The following is a 19,606-nucleotide window of genomic DNA, read 5'->3' on the forward strand; positions in this document are numbered from 1 at the left end:
CAAAAAATGAAAACAGCAGGCCAAACGAAAGAACCCGGCACAAGGCCGGGTCCCCTCCTCCTCACAAATGAGGCTTCATTCATTCAGCTGCGAGCAAAAGGCCCGGTGCAGCGTCGCGAACCTTGCTGTCGACGTGATCTTCGAACTTGGTGAAGTTCGTGACAAACATGGAAACCAGCTTCTTCGCCTGCGCATCGTAAGCTGCGCCATCGGCCCAGGTCGAACGCGGATCGAGGATCGCACTGTCGACGCCATCCAGCGACAGCGGCACGGCGAAACCGAAATTCGCGTCGGTGCGGAATTCGGCACCCTTGAGCTCACCGGTAAGGGCGGCCGTCAGAAGCGCGCGGGTCGCCTTGATGGGCATGCGCTTGCCGATGCCGTAGGCACCGCCGGTCCAGCCGGTGTTGACCAGCCAGCAATCGACGCCATGCTTGCCGATCAGCTCGCGCAGCAGATTGCCATATTCCGCCGGGTGACGCGGCATGAAGGGTGCGCCGAAGCAGGTGGAGAATGTGGCTTCCGGCTCCGTCACGCCCTTTTCCGTGCCGGCAACCTTTGCGGTGTAACCGGAGAGGAAGTGGTACATGGCCTGTTCCGGTGTCAGCCGGGCGATCGGCGGTAGCACGCCGAAAGCATCCGCCGTCAGCATGATGATCGTCTTCGGATGGCCGGCAATGCCCGTTTCCGATGCATTCGGAATGAAGTGCAGCGGATAGGCGCTGCGGGTGTTTTCCGTCAGCGAATTGTCGTTGAAGTCGGGAACGCGGTTTTCGTCCAGCACGACGTTTTCGAGAACCGTGCCGAAACGGCGGGTCGCGGCGTAGATTTCCGGCTCGGCTTCGGCCGAAAGCTTGATCGCCTTGGCATAGCAGCCGCCTTCGAAATTGAAGATGCCGTGTTCGCCCCAGCCGTGCTCGTCATCCCCGATCAGCGTGCGTGCGGGATCTGCCGAAAGCGTGGTCTTGCCGGTACCGGAAAGGCCGAAGAACACAGCGGAATCACCCTGCGGACCGACATTGGCCGAGCAATGCATGGGCATGACGCCCTTGGCCGGCAGCAGGTAGTTCAGCACCGTGAAGACCGACTTCTTGTTTTCACCGGCATAGGACGTGCCGCCGATGAGGACGAGACCGTTGGTCAGATCGCAGGCGATGACGGTTTCCGAACGGACGCCGTGACGGGCCGGATCAGCCTTGAAGCTTGGCAGGTTGATGATGGTCAGCTTCTGTTTGAAACCCGCCAGTTTTTCCCGTTTCGGACGGATCAGCAGGTTGCGAATGAACAGCGAATGCCAGGCAAGTTCGGTGACGACGCGTGTCGGCAGCGCATTTTCCTCATCGGCGCCGCCGATCAGGTCCTGAACATAAAGGGTCTTGCCGGCGGCGTGAGCCAGCATGTCCTGACGCAGCAACTCGAAATTCTCCGGCGACAGCGGCTTGTTGTTATCCCACCAGATGGTGTTCTCGGTGGAGGCATCACGAACGACGAACTTATCCTTCGGCGAGCGGCCCGTATGCTGACCGGTGACGGCGCGCAGCGCACCATCGATGGTCAGTTCAGCCTCGCCGTTGCGGATCGCCTCTTCGTATAATTCGCTCTCATTGAGGTTATAAAAGACGCGGGAGGCCTCGCCCAGTCCGAGTTCTGCAACTCCATTGGCAGGATTATGAACCCCAAGCTCGTTCATGACGCGTTCCTTGTTAGTGACGATAAGGACGTTGAAATTTCCTCGGAAAATACGTGGCGGCTTTTAGAAACGCAAGAGCCGAACTTTAAAAAACTTAGTGATTTCAATATATTAATCGATTTAAAAGATTTTATTTCTTTTTAAATCGGTTGAAGACGCATTAAAATCCGGCTGCGGCGTTTTCACCGAAATCCCCTGATCGCGCTGCGGATTTGGCTGCGAGATTTCCTTTGCCACAATTTGTTCCACCTTTATACTCAAGAGAGTGGCTCACGGCGCACAACCTTGGCTGGGTGAATGTCGGGAGTTACGAGAAAATGACGATGGAGACCAACTACATGCAGACTATCGCGCTTGTCGACGATGACCGGAACATTCTCACTTCGGTATCGATCGCGCTCGAAGCCGAAGGGTACCGGGTCGAAACGTATACGGACGGCGCGTCCGCGCTTGACGGGCTGATCGCCCGCCCGCCGCAGCTCGCCATTTTCGACATCAAGATGCCCCGCATGGACGGCATGGAGCTTTTGCGGCGTCTTCGCCAGAAATCGGATATTCCCGTTATCTTCCTGACGTCCAAGGACGAAGAGATCGACGAATTGTTCGGCCTGAAGATGGGCGCTGACGATTTCATCACAAAGCCTTTTTCGCAGCGTCTTCTGGTGGAGCGCGTCAAGGCCATCCTGCGCCGCGCCAGCAGCCGCGACGCCTCCCCCGTTGCCGGTGGCGGCGCGGCGAAACCGACTGCGGACCAGCAGGCGCGCACGCTTGAACGCGGGCAGCTCGCCATGGACCAGGAACGCCATACCTGCACCTGGAAGGGCGAACCGGTAACGCTCACCGTTACTGAATTCCTCATCCTGCATTCGCTTGCACAGAGGCCGGGCGTGGTGAAAAGCCGCGACGCGCTGATGGATGCCGCCTATGACGAGCAGGTCTATGTGGATGACCGCACCATCGACAGCCACATCAAGCGCCTTCGCAAGAAGTTCAAACTGGTCGACGGCGACTTCGATATGATTGAAACGCTTTATGGCGTAGGATATCGCTTCCGCGAAGCGGCCTGAATCGGCACGCAAATCGGAAGAGACCACCCGAAAAGTGGTGGCGAGGACTTAAATACGTGTTGAAGAAAACGCCGGAAACCGTCTCGGATAGTGACGATGCCGAAGAACGCGGCAGCGAACGCCGCCATCGTATCCATCCGCTGACGATCATCCGGCGCATTTTCGGCAATGCGGTGTTTTCCAGCCTCACGCGCCGTATTCTGTTCTTCAACGTTGCAGCGACCGTGGTTCTGGTCGGTGGCATTCTTTACCTCAACCAGTTCCGCGAGGGGCTGATCGACGCGCGGGTGGAAAGCCTTCTGACGCAGGGCGAAATCATCGCCGGCGCCATTTCCGCCTCCGCCTCGGTTGACACCAACTCGATCACCATCAATCCGGAAAAGCTTCTCGAATTGCAGGCGGGGCAGAGCATTACTCCTGCCCCCAATGACGAGGACCTGAGTTTTCCGATCAATCCGGAACGAGTAGCCCCGGTGCTGCGCCGGCTGATTTCGCCGACCCGCACCCGCGCCCGGCTGTTCGATGCCGATGCCAACCTGCTTCTCGATTCCCGCCATCTTTATTCGCGCGGACAGGTCCTGCGCTTCGATCTGCCGCCGGTGACACCGGAAACCCAGACCTGGGGCGAATGGTTCACCAGCATGTTCAACCGCATGCTGCAACCAAGCAGCCTACCGCAATACAAAGAAGCGCCGGGCGGCGACGGCTCCATCTATCCGGAGGTGATGAATGCGCTGACCGGCGTTCGTGGTGCTGTGGTGCGCGTGACCGAAAAGGGCGAGCTGATCGTTTCGGTCGCCGTGCCGGTGCAGCGCTTCCGGGCTGTGCTTGGCGTGCTGCTGCTTTCGACGCAGGCGGGCGATATCGACAAGATCGTGCATGCGGAACGCCTTGCGATCATGCGTGTGTTCGGCATCGCCACGCTGGTCAATATCGTGCTGTCTCTGCTCCTGTCCTCCACCATCGCCACGCCGCTCCGGCGGCTGTCGGCTGCAGCGATCCGCGTGCGCCGCGGGGCGAGGACCCGTGAGGAAATACCGGATTTCTCAGCGCGTCAGGACGAGATCGGCAACCTCTCGATAGCGTTGCGTGAAATGACGACCGCACTCTACGACCGTATCGATGCGATCGAAAGTTTTGCTGCCGATGTCAGCCACGAGCTCAAGAACCCGCTGACGTCGCTGCGCAGCGCCGTTGAAACGCTGCCGCGCGCCAAGACCGAAGAGTCCAAGCAGCGTCTGACCGAGATCATTTTCCACGATGTGCGCCGCCTCGACCGCCTCATCAGCGATATTTCGGACGCGTCGCGGCTCGATGCCGAGCTGGCGCGCGCCGATGCTTCGCCGCTTGATCTCGATGTGCTGATGAAGGGTCTGGTGGATATATCCCGCCAGATAAGCACCAAAAAGAAAAGCGTGACGATCGACTATGTCGTCGACCGGAAGGCAGGTACCAAGATCTCTTTCGTGGTGAATGGCCACGATCTTCGCATAGGCCAGATCGTTACCAACCTCATCGAGAATGCGCGCTCTTTCGTCGCGGAGGAAAGCGGCCGCATCACTGTGCGCCTTTCCCGCCACAAGGATCGTTGCCTTGTGCAGGTGGAAGACAACGGACCGGGCATTCAGGCAGAAGATATCGACCGGATTTTCGAGCGCTTCTACACCGACCGGCCGGCCAGCGAAGGCTTCGGGCAGAATTCCGGCCTTGGCCTTTCCATCAGCCGCCAGATCGCCGAAGCCCATGGCGGCAGCCTCAGGGCGGAAAATGTCGTCGACAAATACGGTGTGATTTCCGGCGCGCGCTTCACCCTGTCGCTGCCGGCGGCCGAGACCCATGAACGCTGAACGCTTCAACCTGCACGCTACCGCCATCGTCGTAGACAAGACCGGCATCCTCTTCACCGGACCCTCCGGCAGCGGCAAAAGCGAGCTTGCCTTCAGCTTCCTGGTCGAGGCTGAACGCTGCGGATTGACGGCAGCACTGATCGCGGACGATCAGATTTTCGTGTATCGCGACGGCGAAACCATCATTGCGGAGCGGCCGGAAGCGATCGCCGGATTGCTGGAACTGCGCGGCAGCGGCATTGTTTCAATCAAAAGCGTTGCGAGTGCGCCACTAGATTTCGCCGTCACGACAGTTCTTTCACCCGAAAATCCCAGACTTCCCGAAGATGACGAGGTGGTGTTGCTACCCTGCGGCGGGCATCTTCCGCTTCTGCGCATTCCGCTTTCCAGTCTTACGCCCTATGGAAAATTTGCTGCACTTGCTCAAAATCTTTTTAAAACGAATGTGAAGCGACCGTGATTCGGGCGATTTTAGGCTTGCGATTCGCATTTTCCTCATCAAGATGAAATCCCACCGATGGACAGGATTGCCGCGTTGCGATAGTCGGCAATGAGAGTGCGTGTGCAAGGGAGCATTTCATGATCGGACTAGTGCTTGTCACCCATGGCAAGCTGGCTGAGGAGTTTCGCCATGCGTTGGAGCATGTCGTCGGTCCCCAGAAATTGATCGAGACGGTCTGTATCGGTCCCGAAGACGACATGGATCAGCGCCGGCAGGATATCATCGACGCCGTCACACGCGCCAATGATGGCAATGGCGTCATTATCCTGACGGATATGTTCGGCGGCACGCCCTCGAATCTCGCGATTTCCGTCATGAATAACGGCAATGTCGAAGTCATCGCCGGCGTCAATCTTCCCATGCTGATAAAGCTCGCCGGCGTTCGCAGCGAAGACAACATGGACAAGGCGCTCCAGGATGCATCTGACGCCGGCCGCAAATATATCAACGTCGCCAGCCGCGTTTTGAGCGGCAAGTGAGAAGTCAGCCCATGTCGCCATTCTCCCGGGAATTACCGATCATCAACAAACGCGGTCTCCACGCCCGGGCATCCGCGAAGTTCGTGCAGATGGTCGAGGGGTTCGACGCGACGATTACGGTTTCCAAGGATGGCATGACCGTTGGCGGCACCTCCATCATGGGTCTCATGATGCTGGCGGCCAGCCCCGGCTGCAGCGTTTATGTCGAGGCAAGCGGCAACCAGGCGGAAGAAGCGCTTGCCGCACTCGAGGCACTTGTCGCCGACCGCTTCGGCGAAGAAGCCTAACCTATCCCCCATATAAAGACATAAAGACTTCTTTATATCATCATTGCCAGATCGTTTGTGGCCTGCTAAACCCCTGCTACGTTTAAAAGCCGGGCTGACAGGCGCGGCATTTCTGATCTGGAGAACCTCATGAGCCTTGAGAAGGACTACATCGTCGCCGATATCAATCTTGCCGCATTCGGCCGCAAGGAACTGGACATCGCCGAAACCGAAATGCCTGGCCTGATGTCCTGCCGCAAGGAATTCGGCGAGAGCAAGCCCCTGAAGGGTGCACGCATCACCGGTTCTCTTCACATGACGATCCAGACCGGCGTTCTGATCGAGACCCTCAAGGAACTCGGAGCGGATATCCGCTGGGCGTCCTGCAACATTTTCTCGACGCAAGACCATGCGGCAGCGGCCATTGCAGCAGCCGGCATTCCGGTCTTCGCCGTCAAGGGTGAAAGCCTGACGGAATATTGGGAATATACCGACAAGATTTTCCAGTGGACCGATGGCGGTCTCTCCAACATGATCCTCGATGATGGCGGCGACGCCACCATGTACATCCTGCTCGGTGCGCGCGCCGAAGCCGGTGAGGACGTTCTTTCCAATCCCGGCTCCGAAGAAGAAGAGATCCTCTTCGCGCAGATCAACAAGCGCCTGAAGGCTTCGCCCGGCTGGTTCACCAAGCAGCGCGACGCGCTGAAGGGCGTTACCGAAGAAACGACGACCGGCGTTCACCGTCTTTACGACCTCAGCAAGAAGGGCCTGCTGCCCTTCCCTGCCATCAACGTCAATGACAGCGTCACCAAGTCGAAGTTCGACAACAAATACGGCTGCAAGGAATCGCTCGTCGACGGCATTCGCCGCGCAACCGACGTGATGATGGCCGGCAAGGTCGCCGTGGTCTGCGGTTACGGCGATGTGGGCAAGGGTTCGGCAGCATCGCTGCAGGGCGCCGGTGCCCGCGTGAAGGTCACCGAAATCGATCCGATCTGCGCATTGCAGGCCGCCATGGACGGTTTTGAAGTCGTTCGCCTGGAAGACGTCATTTCGTCGGCGGATATCTTCATCACCACCACCGGCAACAAGGACGTCATCCGCATCGAGCATATGCGCGAGATGAAGGACATGGCGATCGTCGGCAATATCGGCCACTTCGACAACGAGATTCAGGTCGCATCGCTGCGTAACCTGAAGTGGACGAACATCAAGCCGCAGGTCGACATGATCGAGTTCCCGAAGGGCAACCGCATCATTCTTCTTTCCGAAGGCCGCCTGCTGAACCTCGGCAACGCCACCGGTCACCCGTCCTTCGTCATGTCTGCGTCCTTCACCAACCAGGTGCTGGGCCAGATTGAGCTCTTCACCAAGCAGGGCGAATACAAGAACGAAGTTTATGTGCTGCCGAAGCACCTCGACGAGAAGGTCGCACGCCTTCATCTCGAGAAGCTCGGCGTGCGCCTGACGGAACTGACCGACCTGCAGGCAGATTATATCGGCATCTCCAAGCAGGGTCCGTTCAAGGCGGAACACTACAGATATTAATTTCATAGTTAATATCCACCGAAATTACACAATATATAGATGCCGCGCGCTTGACAAAGCGCGCGGCATCTTTTTTGCGCGCTCCCTTTCCGCAGATTTATGAAGGCGGTATTGTCATCAGACTTGATTCGGACACGCCAAAGGGCGGCGGGGACGAAATGGGATGTCTTGTCGAAGATGCGGCACATAGGACGGAGACAGACCGGGGATGACGGTTCACAATTCGGATCTGCGCGAGCAGACAGTTCAACGCGTTGAAAACACGCATGCTGGCGTGGCATTGAGCGCGGCTCTTGCGCGTTGCCAGCGGGTCGTCAGTGCGGTTCGGACAGGCTTTTCACGGCTTCCCGTCCTGATGTCGGGTACGGTTCTGGCTGGCTCTGCAAGTGCGGCACTGGCGCAGGACGGTATTGTAGCCAAGACGGGTGCACGGCTGTTTTCGTCCGGGGAAACCATCACCTATTCGCTCTTTGTCGGCATGCTTTCGGCAACGCTGTTCTCCGTCGTCTGGCTGGTGCGCCAGCGCGGCAATATAGAGGCGGAAAGCAGCGAATACCGTCAAGCACTTGCCCAGTCCCACCACAAGATCGCTAAATACGAAGCGCTGATTTCGGACAAAAGCCGACGCATCGTCATCTGGGACGGTGCTGACAAGCGTCCCGAATTTCTCGGGCAATTGCCGGTGGAAACGGGCGCGCCACAGGCCGACCATGATTTTCTGGCCTTCGGGCGCTGGCTGAAACCCTCATCCGCAAGCCAGCTTGAAAAATCGCTGGAAAAATTGCGCAGCCATGCGCAGAGTTTCGATCTGACCATTGAGACGCAGCGCGGCGAGGTCATTGAAGTTCAAGGCCGGGTTTCCGGCGGCAATGCCTTTGCGCGTTTCATCGCGCTTAACAATCTGCGTGCTGAGCTTGCCGAATTGCAGGTGGAGCGCGAGCGCCTGATTGCCTCTGTCTCCACGTTTCAGGAACTTCTGGATTCCATTGAGCAACCCGTCTGGCGGCGCAATGGCGAAGGCGAGCTCACCTGGGTCAACCATGCCTATTCGCAGGCGGTGGATGCGCGTGATGCCGAACAGGCCGTTCATGAGAAACGCGAGCTTCTGAACACTGTCACCCGGCAGAAGATACGCGCGGCTGCGACGCCGGAATCACCCTATCACGACCGTATTTCGACAGTCGTTTCCGGAAACCGCACCTTCTTCGATGTCGTCGATATCAAGACGGCGGGCGGTTCGGCCGGCATCGCCATTGATGCCACCGAAGCGGAGACGATTGGCGAAGAACTCAAGCGGGTTCTGAAAAGCCACGCCGAAACGCTCGATCATCTGGCAACGCCCGTCGCCATTTTCGACGGCCGGCAGCGGCTGCAATTCTACAACCAGGCTTTCGCCACCCTGTGGGGTTTCGATCTGGTTTTCCTCGAATCCGGGCCTGATAATTCCGAGCTCCTGGACAGGCTAAGGACCGCCGGCAAATTGCCCGAGCAGCTGAACTGGAAGAACTGGAAGGAGACGGCGCTCTCCGTCTACCGCTCACTCGATACCAAGACCGATCTCTGGCATCTGCCCAACGGCCAGACCTTGCGGGTCATCGCGACCGCCCATCCGCAGGGTGGCGCAACCTGGGTATTCGAAAACCTGACCGAGCAGGTCGATCTGCAGATGCGTTACAACACGCTGGTAAAGGTGCAGGGCGAAACCATCGACCATCTGGCAGAAGGTGTCGCCGTGTTCGGTGCGGATGGCCGCATTCGCCTTTCCAATCCGGCGTTCCGGGCGCTCTGGGGCGTGACTGCTGAACAGGCTGAGACGGGAACGCATATCCGCGCCATTGAGACGGCCTGCACACCATCCTATGACAGGCCGGACGGCTGGCGCGCCTTCAGCCAGTTCATCACCAGCTTCGACGATGAACGTCCGTCCAAACAGGGCACGCTGGAGCTGCTCTCAGGTCTCGTGCTCGACTTCGCCATCATCCCGCTGCCGGATGCGCAGACCATGCTGACCTTCGTCAACATGACTGACAGCGTGCGCGCCGAGCGGGCACTCAAGGAAAAGAACGACGCGCTGCTCAAGGCCGACGAGCTGAAGAACGATTTCGTGCAGCATGTCTCTTACGAATTGCGCTCGCCGCTGACCAATATCATCGGTTTCACCGACCTTCTGAAAACGCCGGGTCTCGGACAATTGACGGAACGGCAGGCGGAATATCTCGACCATATTTCCACCTCATCCTCGGTTCTGCTCACCATCGTCAACGATATTCTCGATCTCGCGACCGTTGATGCCGGCATCATGCAGCTGAATTATTCGGAAAACGATCTGAACGAATTGCTCGAAGACGTTTCGGTGCAGATTGCCGACCGGCTGCAGGAGAGCGGCATTTCGCTCGAGATCATCGCCCCTGCCCATCTTGGCAGTCTGGTGGCCGATCATCAGCGCCTGAAGCAGATCCTCATCAAGCTCCTGACCAATGCGATCAACTTCGCGCCGGAAGGCTCTGCCGTTCAGCTTTCCTGCCAGCGTAGTGAAGGTGACTTCCTGTTCTCGGTGGCGGACAAGGGGCCGGGCATTCCGGAAGACATGCTGAAGAGCGTATTCGACCGCTTCGAGACGCGCGGTAATGGCGGGCGGCGGACCGGCGCAGGGCTTGGCCTTTCCATCGTGGAAAGCTTCGTCAGCCTCCATCACGGCACCGTCAGCATCGACAGCCGGCCGGGCAACGGCACCACCGTCACCTGCCGCATCCCTTCCGGCACACGCCCGCATTCCATCGCTGCAGAATGAGCGAAGACATCTTGCCGATCACCATTTCCCTAGAGGGAGAAAAAGATACCATCCGGTTGGGTGAGGACCTCGCTCTGGCTTTGAAGGCTGGCGATTGCCTCGCGCTCATCGGCGATCTCGGTGCCGGCAAATCCACCCTCGCCCGCGCCTTTATCCGGGCAATGGCGGATGAGCCCGATCTCGAGGTTCCAAGCCCCACCTTCACGATCATCCAGACCTATTCCGCTCGTACTCCTGTCGCTCATCTCGATCTTTACCGGCTTTCGGATGTTTCGGAACTGGATGAGCTTGGCATCGACGAAATGCTGGAGGACGGCATCTGCCTGATCGAATGGCCGGATATCGCCGCCGAGGTTCTGCCGCCAGAGCAGACCATCACCCTCACGCTGACACATTCGGGTGAAGGCCGTCTGGCCGTCATCGAGGCCCCGGCAAAACTCAAAGCGCGGCTCGAGCGTGTTTTCGCCATTCGCGAATTCCTAACGAAAAACGGCAAAGGCGATGCGGCCCGCCGTTTTCTGAGCGGCGATGCGTCTACACGCGCCTATGAGACCATTTCCACCGACGGTCCGGACCTCATCCTGATGGATTGGCGACGTCCCTTGAAAGGGGCGATCATTGCGGACGGTAAGACCTATGCGGAAATCGCCCATCTTGCTCAGGATGCAGGTTCTTTCGTCGCGATCGGCAATTATCTGCGAAACAGCGGCTTTTGCGCACCGGAGATTCTCGCGGCGGATATCAATCAGGGTATTCTCCTGCTGGAAGACCTTGGGCGGGATGGCGTGCTTGCGCCGGACGGAGCGCCGATAGAGGAACGTTATCTGCAAAGCGTCGCCTGCCTCGCCGCCCTTCATCAATCTCCGCAGCCTGACGTGCTGCAGGTGGGTGACGGCAGCACCTACGAGGTTCCTCCCTTCGACCGGCAGGCGATGAAGATCGAAGTCTCTCTGCTGGTAGAATGGTATCTGCCCCACAAACGCGGCAAACCACTGTCCGATGGCGAGAAGAGCGATTATTACGCCCTGTGGGACGAGTTGATCGATGCGCTTGGCGGGTGCGAAACGGGGCTTCTGCTGCGCGATTTTCATTCGCCGAACATTCTCTGGCAACAGCAGAATTCCGGCGTCCGACAGGTCGGCCTGATCGATTTTCAGGATGCGATGATCGGGCCGACGGCCTACGATCTCGCCTCCATCGTGCAGGATGCGCGGGTCACCATTTCGCCCGAGCTGCAGGCACGCCTGCTTTCGCGCTATCTCGACAATAGACGAATCGAGCCGTCTTTCGATGAGGCGTCCTTTCTCAAGGCTTTCGCCATCATGTCGGCGCAGCGGAACTGCAAGCTGGCCGGCATCTGGGTAAGGCTGTTGGAACGCGATGGCAAACCCGGTTATATGAAACATATGCCGAGGACGCTTCGCTATCTCGCTACGGCGCTTTCGCATCCCGAACTTGCGCCGCTCAGAGACTGGTGCGTCCGTATGGGCATGGAATTTTAAAGACTGAAAAACGGTTGACCACGATGACGATCAAGAATGCGATGGTGTTGGCCGCAGGGCTCGGCACGCGGATGCGCCCGATTACGGATACAATTCCGAAGCCGCTCGTCAAGATTGCCGGCAAGCCGATGATCGACTACGCGCTCGACGCCCTTGTCGAAGCCGGGGCGGAAAGAATTGTCGTCAACGTGCATCACCACGCCGAACTGATGATTGCCCATCTCGAAAACCGCACCGACGCCGAAATCCTTATTTCCGACGAGCGCTCGCAACTGATGAATTCCGGTGGCGGACTTGCCAAGGGTCTCAAGCTCCTGGAGCCCGGTCCAGTTTTAGTCATGAACGCCGATCTTTTCTGGATTGGTGAACAGCTGAACGCCGTCAGCAATCTGCGCAAGCTCGGGCATTTCTTCAATCCCGCACGCATGGATATGGCCCTGCTCTGCGTCGACATGGACCGCACCACCGGGCATAACGGCAAGAGGGATTTCAATCTCTCCAGTGACGCGACGTTGGCGCGATATCGCGACGGTGACCCGAACCCCGTGGTTTATGCCGGCGCCATCGCCATGGATTCGCGTCTGCTCGATGATGCGCCGGCGGACGCCTTCAACCTCAATATTTATTTCGACCGTGCCATCGAAAAAGACCGGCTTTTCGGACTTTCATTGGACGGCCACTGGATCACCGTCGGCACGCCTGATGCGATTGACGATGCCGAAAACATCATCCGGCAATTCAGGGAAAAACGCTCTGCATGACGCTCTCCCACCACGAAAAGCGCGTCCTGACGATCGCTGCGGGAACACCGTTCCTCAAAACGCTCGCGGAAACGCTGTGTGACGGGACACTGACATCAGGCTATAAATACGATCCGGCCGATCCGCTTTCACTCGCCAAGGTGACCATCTATGTGCCGACGCGGCGCTCCGCCCGCGTGCTGCGCTCCGAATTCGTCGATCTCCTGGGTGGCCGCTCCGCCATTCTGCCGCTGATCCGGCCGCTCGGCGAAACGGATGACGACAGCGGCTTTTTCGAGATCGAAAACCCTGAAATCATGGATCTGGCGCCGCCTATTTCCGGCACCGGCCGGCTCATCGAGCTGGCGCGCCTCATTCTGGCATGGCGCAACAGCCTGCCGGATGCCATCCGGGCGATCCATTCCGATTCGCCGCTCGTTGCACCCGCCAGCCCCGCCGACGCCATATGGCTGGCGCGCGCGCTTGGCGAAGTGATCGATGCGATGGATACGGAAGAAAAGGAATGGGAGGCTCTTCAACATCTCGATACCGGTGATCACGCCCAATGGTGGCAGCTGACCGCGGATTTCCTGAAGATCGCCAGTATTTTCTGGCCAGCCCGCCTTGCCGAACTCAACCGTTCTTCCGCAGGCCGGCATCGCAACGGCATATTGAGGGCGGAAGCGAACCGGCTTGCCAATTTGCCGGATACCGGACCGATCATCGTTGCCGGCTCCACGGGTTCCATTCCGGCCGCGGCAGACCTCATTGCCTCCGTCGCCTCTCTGCCCCAGGGCGTCGTCGTACTTCCCGGCCTCGATCTTTCGATGCCGGAGGAACAATGGGAAGCGATTGCCGAGGACCCCACCGATCCTTCGAGCCGCACCCACTCGCAATATGGGCTCTACATGCTGTTGCAGAAGCTCGGCATCCTGCGTGACGACGTCATTCAGATCGGAGCCATCGATAGTGATCTCGAAAGGCGCGCGGCGGTGTTTTCGGCCGCACTCGCACCGGCCAAATCCACAAGTGACTGGAACCGCTGGCGCGAGGACAGGCAACCCGACTTTTTCGAGGATGCCTTCGCAGCAGCAACCCTGATAGAGGCGGCCAACGAACGCGAAGAGGCAACCGCAATCTCTGTGGCGCTCAGACTGGCGCTTGAAACACCGGGCGCTGGCCGCCCCTCTCAGGCAGCACTGATAACGCCGGATCGCGGACTGGCGCGGCGCGTGGCGACCGAGTTGCAGCGTTTCGGCATTGAAGCGGACGATTCGGCCGGCACGCCACTATCCGCCACGCCACAGGCGGGACTGACGCAATTGGTGCTGGAAGCGATCCTCAGACCTGGAGACCCGGTACCGGTTATTTCTCTCCTGAAACATCCGCTCAGCCGCTTCGGGCTTTCAGAGGCGGCATTTACGAAAGCGTCAAAAGCGCTGGAGTTGATCGCACTCAGAGGAGGCCGCGTCGAAACCGAAATCGGCAATCTTGAAGCGATTGTCGATGCGCAACTGGCCGCACAGCGCGATGACCGGCACCCGCCCGCATGGCGGCTCGCACTGCCTGACGGAAGCGTGGATGCCGCGCGCGATCTGGCGCGCAGGATCACTCTTTCGATAGACCCGCTCGGCGCTACATTCGTCCGCCGCGACCGGTCAGGCCGGTCCTTCACGGATAAATTGCCACTTTCCGATTGGGCGGCGCGGACGGGCCGCGTGATCGAAGCCATCTGCGCGGATGACAACAACGATCTTGCCGCGCTCTGGTCCGGCGAGGCTGGCGACAAACTTTCCGGCCTGTTTGGCGAATTGATGGAAAGCGGCGACGTTCTCGATGCCGACGGGCCGCAATGGGTCGATATATTCGCGGCACTCGTGGCCGGAGAATCAATCAAGCCGCGATCCATGCGCCATCCACGCATTTTCATTTTTGGCGCACTTGAAGCAAGATTGCAGAGTGTCGATACCATCGTCATCGGCGGCCTGAACGAAGGGCTCTGGCCGGGCCAGACGGCAAATAATCCGTTTCTATCCCGCAACATGAAGACAGCCATCGGGCTGGAGCCGCCGGAACGACGCATCGGCCAGCTGGCGCATGATTTCGAGATGGCGAACGGCACCCGACAGATTTTTTACACGCGCGCCCTGCGGCAGGGTTCCACACCTGCCGTCGCCTCTCGCTGGCTGCAACGGCTTCTGGCGTTGGGCGGCGAGGATTTTGCCAGCCAGTTGAAGAAGCGCGGGGAGACCTATCGCCATTGGGCGGCCCTGATGGATGCCAGCATCGACCAGGAAGCGGCAAAGCGCCCCGCCCCGAAACCACCGGCCGAGTTGCAGCCGAAAAGCTATTCCTTCAGCGAGGTGGGCTGGCTGCGCCGCGACCCTTACGCAATTTATGCGCGGCGTATCCTGCGGCTCGATCCTCTCCATCCGTTCAACCGCGATCCTAACGCCGCTGACCGTGGCACGCTCTACCATGCGATCATCGAGCGCTATTCCCGCGAGGGCCATATTCCCGGCACACCTGCCTCGCTTGAAGCCATGCAGCGTATTCTGGATGAGAGTTTCGATGCGCAGGACCTTCCCCTGCATATCGATGTCATCTGGCGGCCGCGTTTCGAGGCCGTGGCGCGCGCCTTCATCGACTGGGAGAAGGAACGTTATCCGTCCATCCGCCACAGCTTTTTCGAAGCGCGTGCCGGACAGGAAATCCCCGAGGCGGGTATAAGGCTGACCGGTATTGCCGACCGCATCGACATCAAGACCGGTGGTCAGGCGGATATTATCGACTACAAAACGGGACTTGCGCCTTCGGTCAATCAGGCACGCGCGCTGCTCGACCCGCAGCTTGCGCTGGAAGCGGCAGCACTCATGCGCGGCGCCTTCCGCGAGGCCGGTTCGCAGACGCCGGAAAACCTGATCTATGTTCGCCTGCGCCCAGGGGAGCGTTTTTTTGCCGACCAGGTGAATAACGAGCATTCCAGCCGGGGCGGCAAGAAAGCACCGAAATCGGCAATCGAACTGGCGACCGAATCCATCGACCAGCTGGCCAAATTCGTGCGTTCGCTACGCGAGGGCGAGAATGGTTTTGCCTCGCGGCTGGTACCGGAGGAGCAACAGTCCTACGGCGGGGAATATGACCACCTCGCCCGCGTTTCGGAATGGTCGACAGCGGAACCGGGAGATGGCGACGATGATTGATCCTGTCGATCACGGGCCCGCCACGGACACGCCTCAAAGCTGGATTGACTGGACAAGCAACCGGCAGCGGCTCGCCTCCGATCCGGCCAGTTCCGCCTGGGTTTCGGCCAATGCGGGCTCCGGCAAGACCCATGTTCTGACCCAGCGCGTCATCCGCCTGCTTCTGGCAGGGTGCCGACCCTCTGCGATCCTGTGCCTCACCTATACCAAGGCCGCCGCATCCGAAATGTCGAGCCGCGTCTTCGACCGTCTGGCGGAATGGGCGACATTGCCGGATAACGATCTCAAGGACCGCATCGCCGCCATCGAAGGAAAGGCACCGGATCGGCTCAAGCTTGCCGAAGCGCGCCGGCTGTTTGCCAAGGCGCTGGAAACGCCGGGCGGGCTGAAAATCCAGACGATCCACGCTTTCTGCGAGGCGCTGCTGCATCAGTTTCCGCTGGAAGCCAATGTCGCCGGCCACTTCTCCGTTCTCGATGACCGCGCTGCAACCACCCTGCTGGCTGAGGCACGCCGCTCTCTTCTGACGGCAGTTTCGACAGAGGGCGACACGGAGCTCGCCCAATCTCTCGCCTATGTGCTTGATCTTGCAGATGAAAGCGGGCTGGAATCGCTGCTCTCCGCCATCATCGCCAATCGTAGTGCCCTTCGAAGTTTTCTGCTTGAAGCAAGTCAGTTCGGTAGCATCGATGCGCGATTGCGGCAGGCAATGCAGATCGAACGGGACGAAACCGAGGAAACGGCGGCGGCGGCGTTCTGGCCCCTGCCCGGTCTTTCGGGGCTTCCCCTCGATACCTATCTGACGCTTGCCGATGAAGTGGGCGGATCGCGCGTCATCGATGTCGCTTATGCGCTCAGGGAAGCGAAACGGCAGGCGGATCCCGTGCGGCGTATGGAATTCATCGAGGCCGCGCTGTTGACGGCCAAGGGTGAGAAAAAATCCGATGCCTATGTCATCAACAAAGGCATGCAGAAATCGGCACCTGATCTCCTCGACGCGCTGACGCTGGCGCGGGACCATGTCGTCGCCTGCCGCAACCGCTATCGTCTGATGAGGATGCTGGCGGCGACAAAATGCGCCCTTGTTCTGGCCGAGCGGTTGATCGCCGATTTCGAGGATTTGAAAAAGCAGCGAAGCCAGCTCGATTTCGAAGATCTGATCGAACGCGCCGCCAATCTCCTCAACCGCGATACCGCAGGCGCCTGGGTGCATTACAAGCTCGATCAGGGTATCGACCATATTCTCGTCGATGAGGCGCAGGATACCAGCCCGGTGCAATGGTCGATCATCCAGTCGCTGGCGGCGGATTTCTTTTCCGGCGAGAGCGCCCGCATGGGCCGGCGCACGCTTTTTGCCGTCGGCGACGAAAAGCAGTCGATCTATTCGTTTCAGGGTGCCCGGCCGGAACGGTTCTCCCAGGAACGCGACGAGACAAAAAGGCGCGTCGATTCGGTGGAGCAGGCGTTTCACCGCATCCGCCTGCCACTGTCCTTCCGTTCCACGGAAGATGTGCTGGCCGCCGTCGATCAGGTCTTCTCCGACCCCAAGAATGCCAGCGGCCTCAGCGCCGATAACGAGCCTGTCGAACACCGTTCCAACCGCGCTGGCCATCCCGGTACCGTGGAAGTCTGGGATATGGTGGCGTCGGAAACCGCCGAGGATGAAGATGACTGGACTGCACCCTTCGATGCGTTGAGAGAAAGCGCACCGGCCACCATCGTCGCCCGCCGGATCGCGGCGCGCATCGCAGGGATGATCGGGAACGAGACCGTCATTGAAAAAGGCGTTGAACGCGCCGTCGAGCCGGGCGACATTCTGGTGCTGGTCAGAAAACGCCACGCCTTCGTCAACGCACTGACCCGTGAGCTGAAACGACGCAAGAACATTCCCGTTGCCGGTGCCGACCGTCTCCGCCTGACCGACCATATCGCCGTGCAGGATCTTCTGGCGCTTGGCGGTTTTGTCGTGTTGCCCGAGGATGATCTTTCCCTCGCTGCGCTGTTGAAGAGCCCGCTTTTCAATCTTTCCGAAGACGACGTGTTCGATATCGCCGCCACGCGATCCGAGAAGGAGAGCGTGTGGCAAAGACTGCAAACGCTTTCTCAAGAGGAAAACAGCCGCTTCTCGGTCGTCGTCAACAAGCTGGAAAACTTCATCGCGCTTTCAAAAACGGCGACGGTGCATGACTTCTTCGCCGCGGTCCTGACACTGCACGATGGGCGCAAGAAGTTTCTCGGCCGGCTCGGCAACGAGGCGAGCGATGTTCTGGACGAGTTCCTGTCCTTTGCACTCGATCATGAAAGAACCGGTTTGCCCGGCCTGCAGGCCTTCCTCTCCGTTCTGGAAACGGATTCGCCGGAAGTGAAGCGCGAGCAGGACAAGGATCGCGGCGAAGTACGCATCATGACCGTGCACGCTTCCAAGGGTCTTGAAGCGCCGGTGGTTTTTGTCGTCGATGGCGGTTCGAAAGCCTTCAACCACAGCCATGTGCCGAAACTACGCTTCATCGAAGCGGATGGGGACGCCTTCCCCGTCTGGCTACCCGGCAGCGGCTTTTCCAACCATCTCATTCGCGCCGACGAGGACCGCCTGAAGACGGCCGCCGAAGACGAATATCGCCGGCTGCTTTATGTGGCGATGACGCGTGCTGCCGATCATCTGGTGGTTTGCGGCTATCGCGGACAGAAAGAAAATCCCGAATGCTGGCATGCCATCGTGAAGGCGGCGCTGGCTGATAATCAGGATCATTGCCAGCCGCAACAGTTCATGGCGGATGGCGAGGAATGGCAGGGGCTTGTCTGGCGCAAATCCGAGGCTCGCCCGGCATCTGCCCCGCAAAGAGCGCCGGAACCGCAAGGGCAAGAAGAATACGCTCTTCCGGCGGGACTTCTTGCCCCCTTGCCTGCCCTGCCCCCACTGCCGAGGCCGCTCAGCCCTTCCGGTGCGGGCACCATCATCGATGATGGCGCCGACGACCTTGCCGTGCGTTCGCCGCTGTTCGGCGAAAAGGCCGATGTCTCCTCGCTCGCGCTGCAGCGCGGCCGGCTGGTGCATCGCATGCTGCAGGCCCTTCCCGATTTTGCCGAGAGTGAACGGGAAGAGGCAGCCCGCCGTTATGCGGAACGCGCGGCCCGTTTCTGGCCGGCCAAGGAGCGCGAGCACCTGATACGGGCTGTTTTGCGGGTCATGTCCGAACCGGCGGTGCAACCGGCGTTTTCGCCGAATAGTCGCGCTGAAGTTGCCATCATGGGAACCATGACGATCGGCAGGCAGCATTATGCCGTTTCCGGCCGTATCGACCGTCTGGCGGTGGATGGCGACCGGGTCATTCTGGTCGATTACAAGACCAACCGCGTCCCGCCGCGCGAGGCGCGCGAAATACCCTTTTCCCACACGGCGCAGCTTGCCATTTATCGCGAAATCCTCGCACCGCTTTATCCCGGCAAGGAATTTGTCTGCGCGTTGATCTACACGGAAAATGCTGCTTTTGTGACGGTTGATGACGATGCCATGAAGCAGGCCCTTGCCGCAATAAAGACAAAGTGAGATACCGGGGCATTGAAATTTCGCCGCGCCCGCATCACATCATAGCGGAAAAGTTTAGCTGAAAGGAGAGCCAGATATGGCTACCGTAAAAGTCGATGCCGCCAACTTCCAGTCCGAAGTCCTCGAATCCGCCGAACCCGTTGTGGTGGATTTCTGGGCCGAATGGTGTGGCCCTTGCAAGATGATCGCCCCGAGCCTTGAAGAAATTTCTTCGGAGCTTGCCGGCAAGGTCAAGGTTGCAAAGCTCAACATCGACGAGAACCCGGAACTGGCCGCCAAATTCGGCGTTCGCTCGATCCCGACGCTCGCCATGTTCAAGGGCGGCGAAGTGGCAGATATCAAGGTTGGTGCTGCTCCCAAGACAGCGCTTTCCGCCTGGATTTCCGGCGCCGCATAAGTAATTTCTATGGAATGAAAAAAG

General features: G+C 59.2%; 13 protein-coding genes. 12 read left to right on the top strand and 1 reads right to left on the bottom strand.

The annotated features are described in order from the left end of the window. Positions 1 to 79: 79 nt before the first annotated feature. A complete protein-coding gene (locus AC1ROR_RS18260; protein WP_498590286.1) occupies positions 80 to 1,690 on the bottom strand; it encodes a phosphoenolpyruvate carboxykinase in 1,611 nt (536 codons plus the stop codon). A gap of 338 nt (positions 1,691 to 2,028) precedes the next feature. Here AC1ROR_RS18260 and chvI point away from each other — a divergent pair, with 338 nt between their 5' ends. The 12 genes from chvI to trxA all read left to right on the top strand — a co-directional run bounded on the left by chvI (position 2,029) and on the right by trxA (position 19,582). After that, positions 2,029 to 2,757, top strand: a complete 729-nt coding sequence (gene chvI, locus AC1ROR_RS18265) for a two-component system response regulator ChvI (protein ID WP_080600208.1) — start codon at positions 2,029 to 2,031, stop codon at positions 2,755 to 2,757. A gap of 56 nt (positions 2,758 to 2,813) precedes the next feature. Then, positions 2,814 to 4,604, top strand: coding sequence for a two-component system sensor histidine kinase ChvG (chvG, locus tag AC1ROR_RS18270; protein WP_498590287.1), 1,791 nt, complete (start codon positions 2,814 to 2,816; stop codon positions 4,602 to 4,604). Then, a complete protein-coding gene (locus AC1ROR_RS18275; RefSeq protein WP_498590288.1) occupies positions 4,594 to 5,064 on the top strand; it encodes an HPr kinase/phosphorylase in 471 nt (156 codons plus the stop codon). Before chvG ends, AC1ROR_RS18275 begins: the two co-directional genes overlap by 11 nt. A 119-nt stretch (positions 5,065 to 5,183) precedes the next feature. Next, the gene (locus AC1ROR_RS18280; RefSeq protein ID WP_035222011.1) at positions 5,184 to 5,585 is read left to right on the top strand and encodes a PTS sugar transporter subunit IIA; all 402 of its coding nucleotides are present in this window, start codon (positions 5,184 to 5,186) and stop codon (positions 5,583 to 5,585) included. A gap of 11 nt (positions 5,586 to 5,596) precedes the next feature. Then, entirely contained in the window at positions 5,597 to 5,872 is a 276-nt protein-coding gene (locus AC1ROR_RS18285; RefSeq protein ID WP_003492846.1) for an HPr family phosphocarrier protein, read from the top strand. A 129-nt stretch (positions 5,873 to 6,001) separates the two neighbouring features. Then, positions 6,002 to 7,402, top strand: a complete 1,401-nt coding sequence (gene ahcY / locus AC1ROR_RS18290; RefSeq protein ID WP_035222009.1) for an adenosylhomocysteinase — start codon at positions 6,002 to 6,004, stop codon at positions 7,400 to 7,402. A 208-nt stretch (positions 7,403 to 7,610) separates the two neighbouring features. After that, complete coding sequence (locus AC1ROR_RS18295) at positions 7,611 to 10,193, top strand: sensor histidine kinase (RefSeq protein WP_498590289.1); 2,583 nt, start codon at positions 7,611 to 7,613, stop codon at positions 10,191 to 10,193. Next, positions 10,190 to 11,695 carry a tRNA (adenosine(37)-N6)-threonylcarbamoyltransferase complex ATPase subunit type 1 TsaE gene (gene tsaE, locus AC1ROR_RS18300; protein ID WP_498590290.1) on the top strand — a complete coding sequence of 502 codons (1,506 nt, stop codon included), beginning with the start codon at positions 10,190 to 10,192 and terminating at the stop codon, positions 11,693 to 11,695. Before AC1ROR_RS18295 ends, tsaE begins: the two co-directional genes overlap by 4 nt. 23 nt (positions 11,696 to 11,718) lie before the next feature. Further along, on the top strand, positions 11,719 to 12,456 hold the full coding sequence (locus AC1ROR_RS18305; protein WP_498590291.1) for a nucleotidyltransferase family protein: 738 nt from the start codon (positions 11,719 to 11,721) through the stop codon (positions 12,454 to 12,456). Then, positions 12,453 to 15,638 (top strand): double-strand break repair protein AddB, encoded by a 3,186-nt coding sequence (gene addB, locus AC1ROR_RS18310; RefSeq protein WP_498590292.1) that lies wholly within the window; start codon positions 12,453 to 12,455, stop codon positions 15,636 to 15,638. Before AC1ROR_RS18305 ends, addB begins: the two co-directional genes overlap by 4 nt. Further along, complete coding sequence (gene addA, locus AC1ROR_RS18315) at positions 15,631 to 19,185, top strand: double-strand break repair helicase AddA (protein ID WP_498590446.1); 3,555 nt, start codon at positions 15,631 to 15,633, stop codon at positions 19,183 to 19,185. The genes addB and addA overlap by 8 nt, the downstream gene beginning before the upstream one ends. Before the next feature lie 76 nt (positions 19,186 to 19,261). Further along, positions 19,262 to 19,582 (top strand): thioredoxin, encoded by a 321-nt coding sequence (gene trxA / locus AC1ROR_RS18320; protein ID WP_003492832.1) that lies wholly within the window; start codon positions 19,262 to 19,264, stop codon positions 19,580 to 19,582. Positions 19,583 to 19,606 lie beyond the last annotated feature (24 nt).

Source organism: Agrobacterium sp. GW821-FHT14E08 (assembly GCF_058803865.1).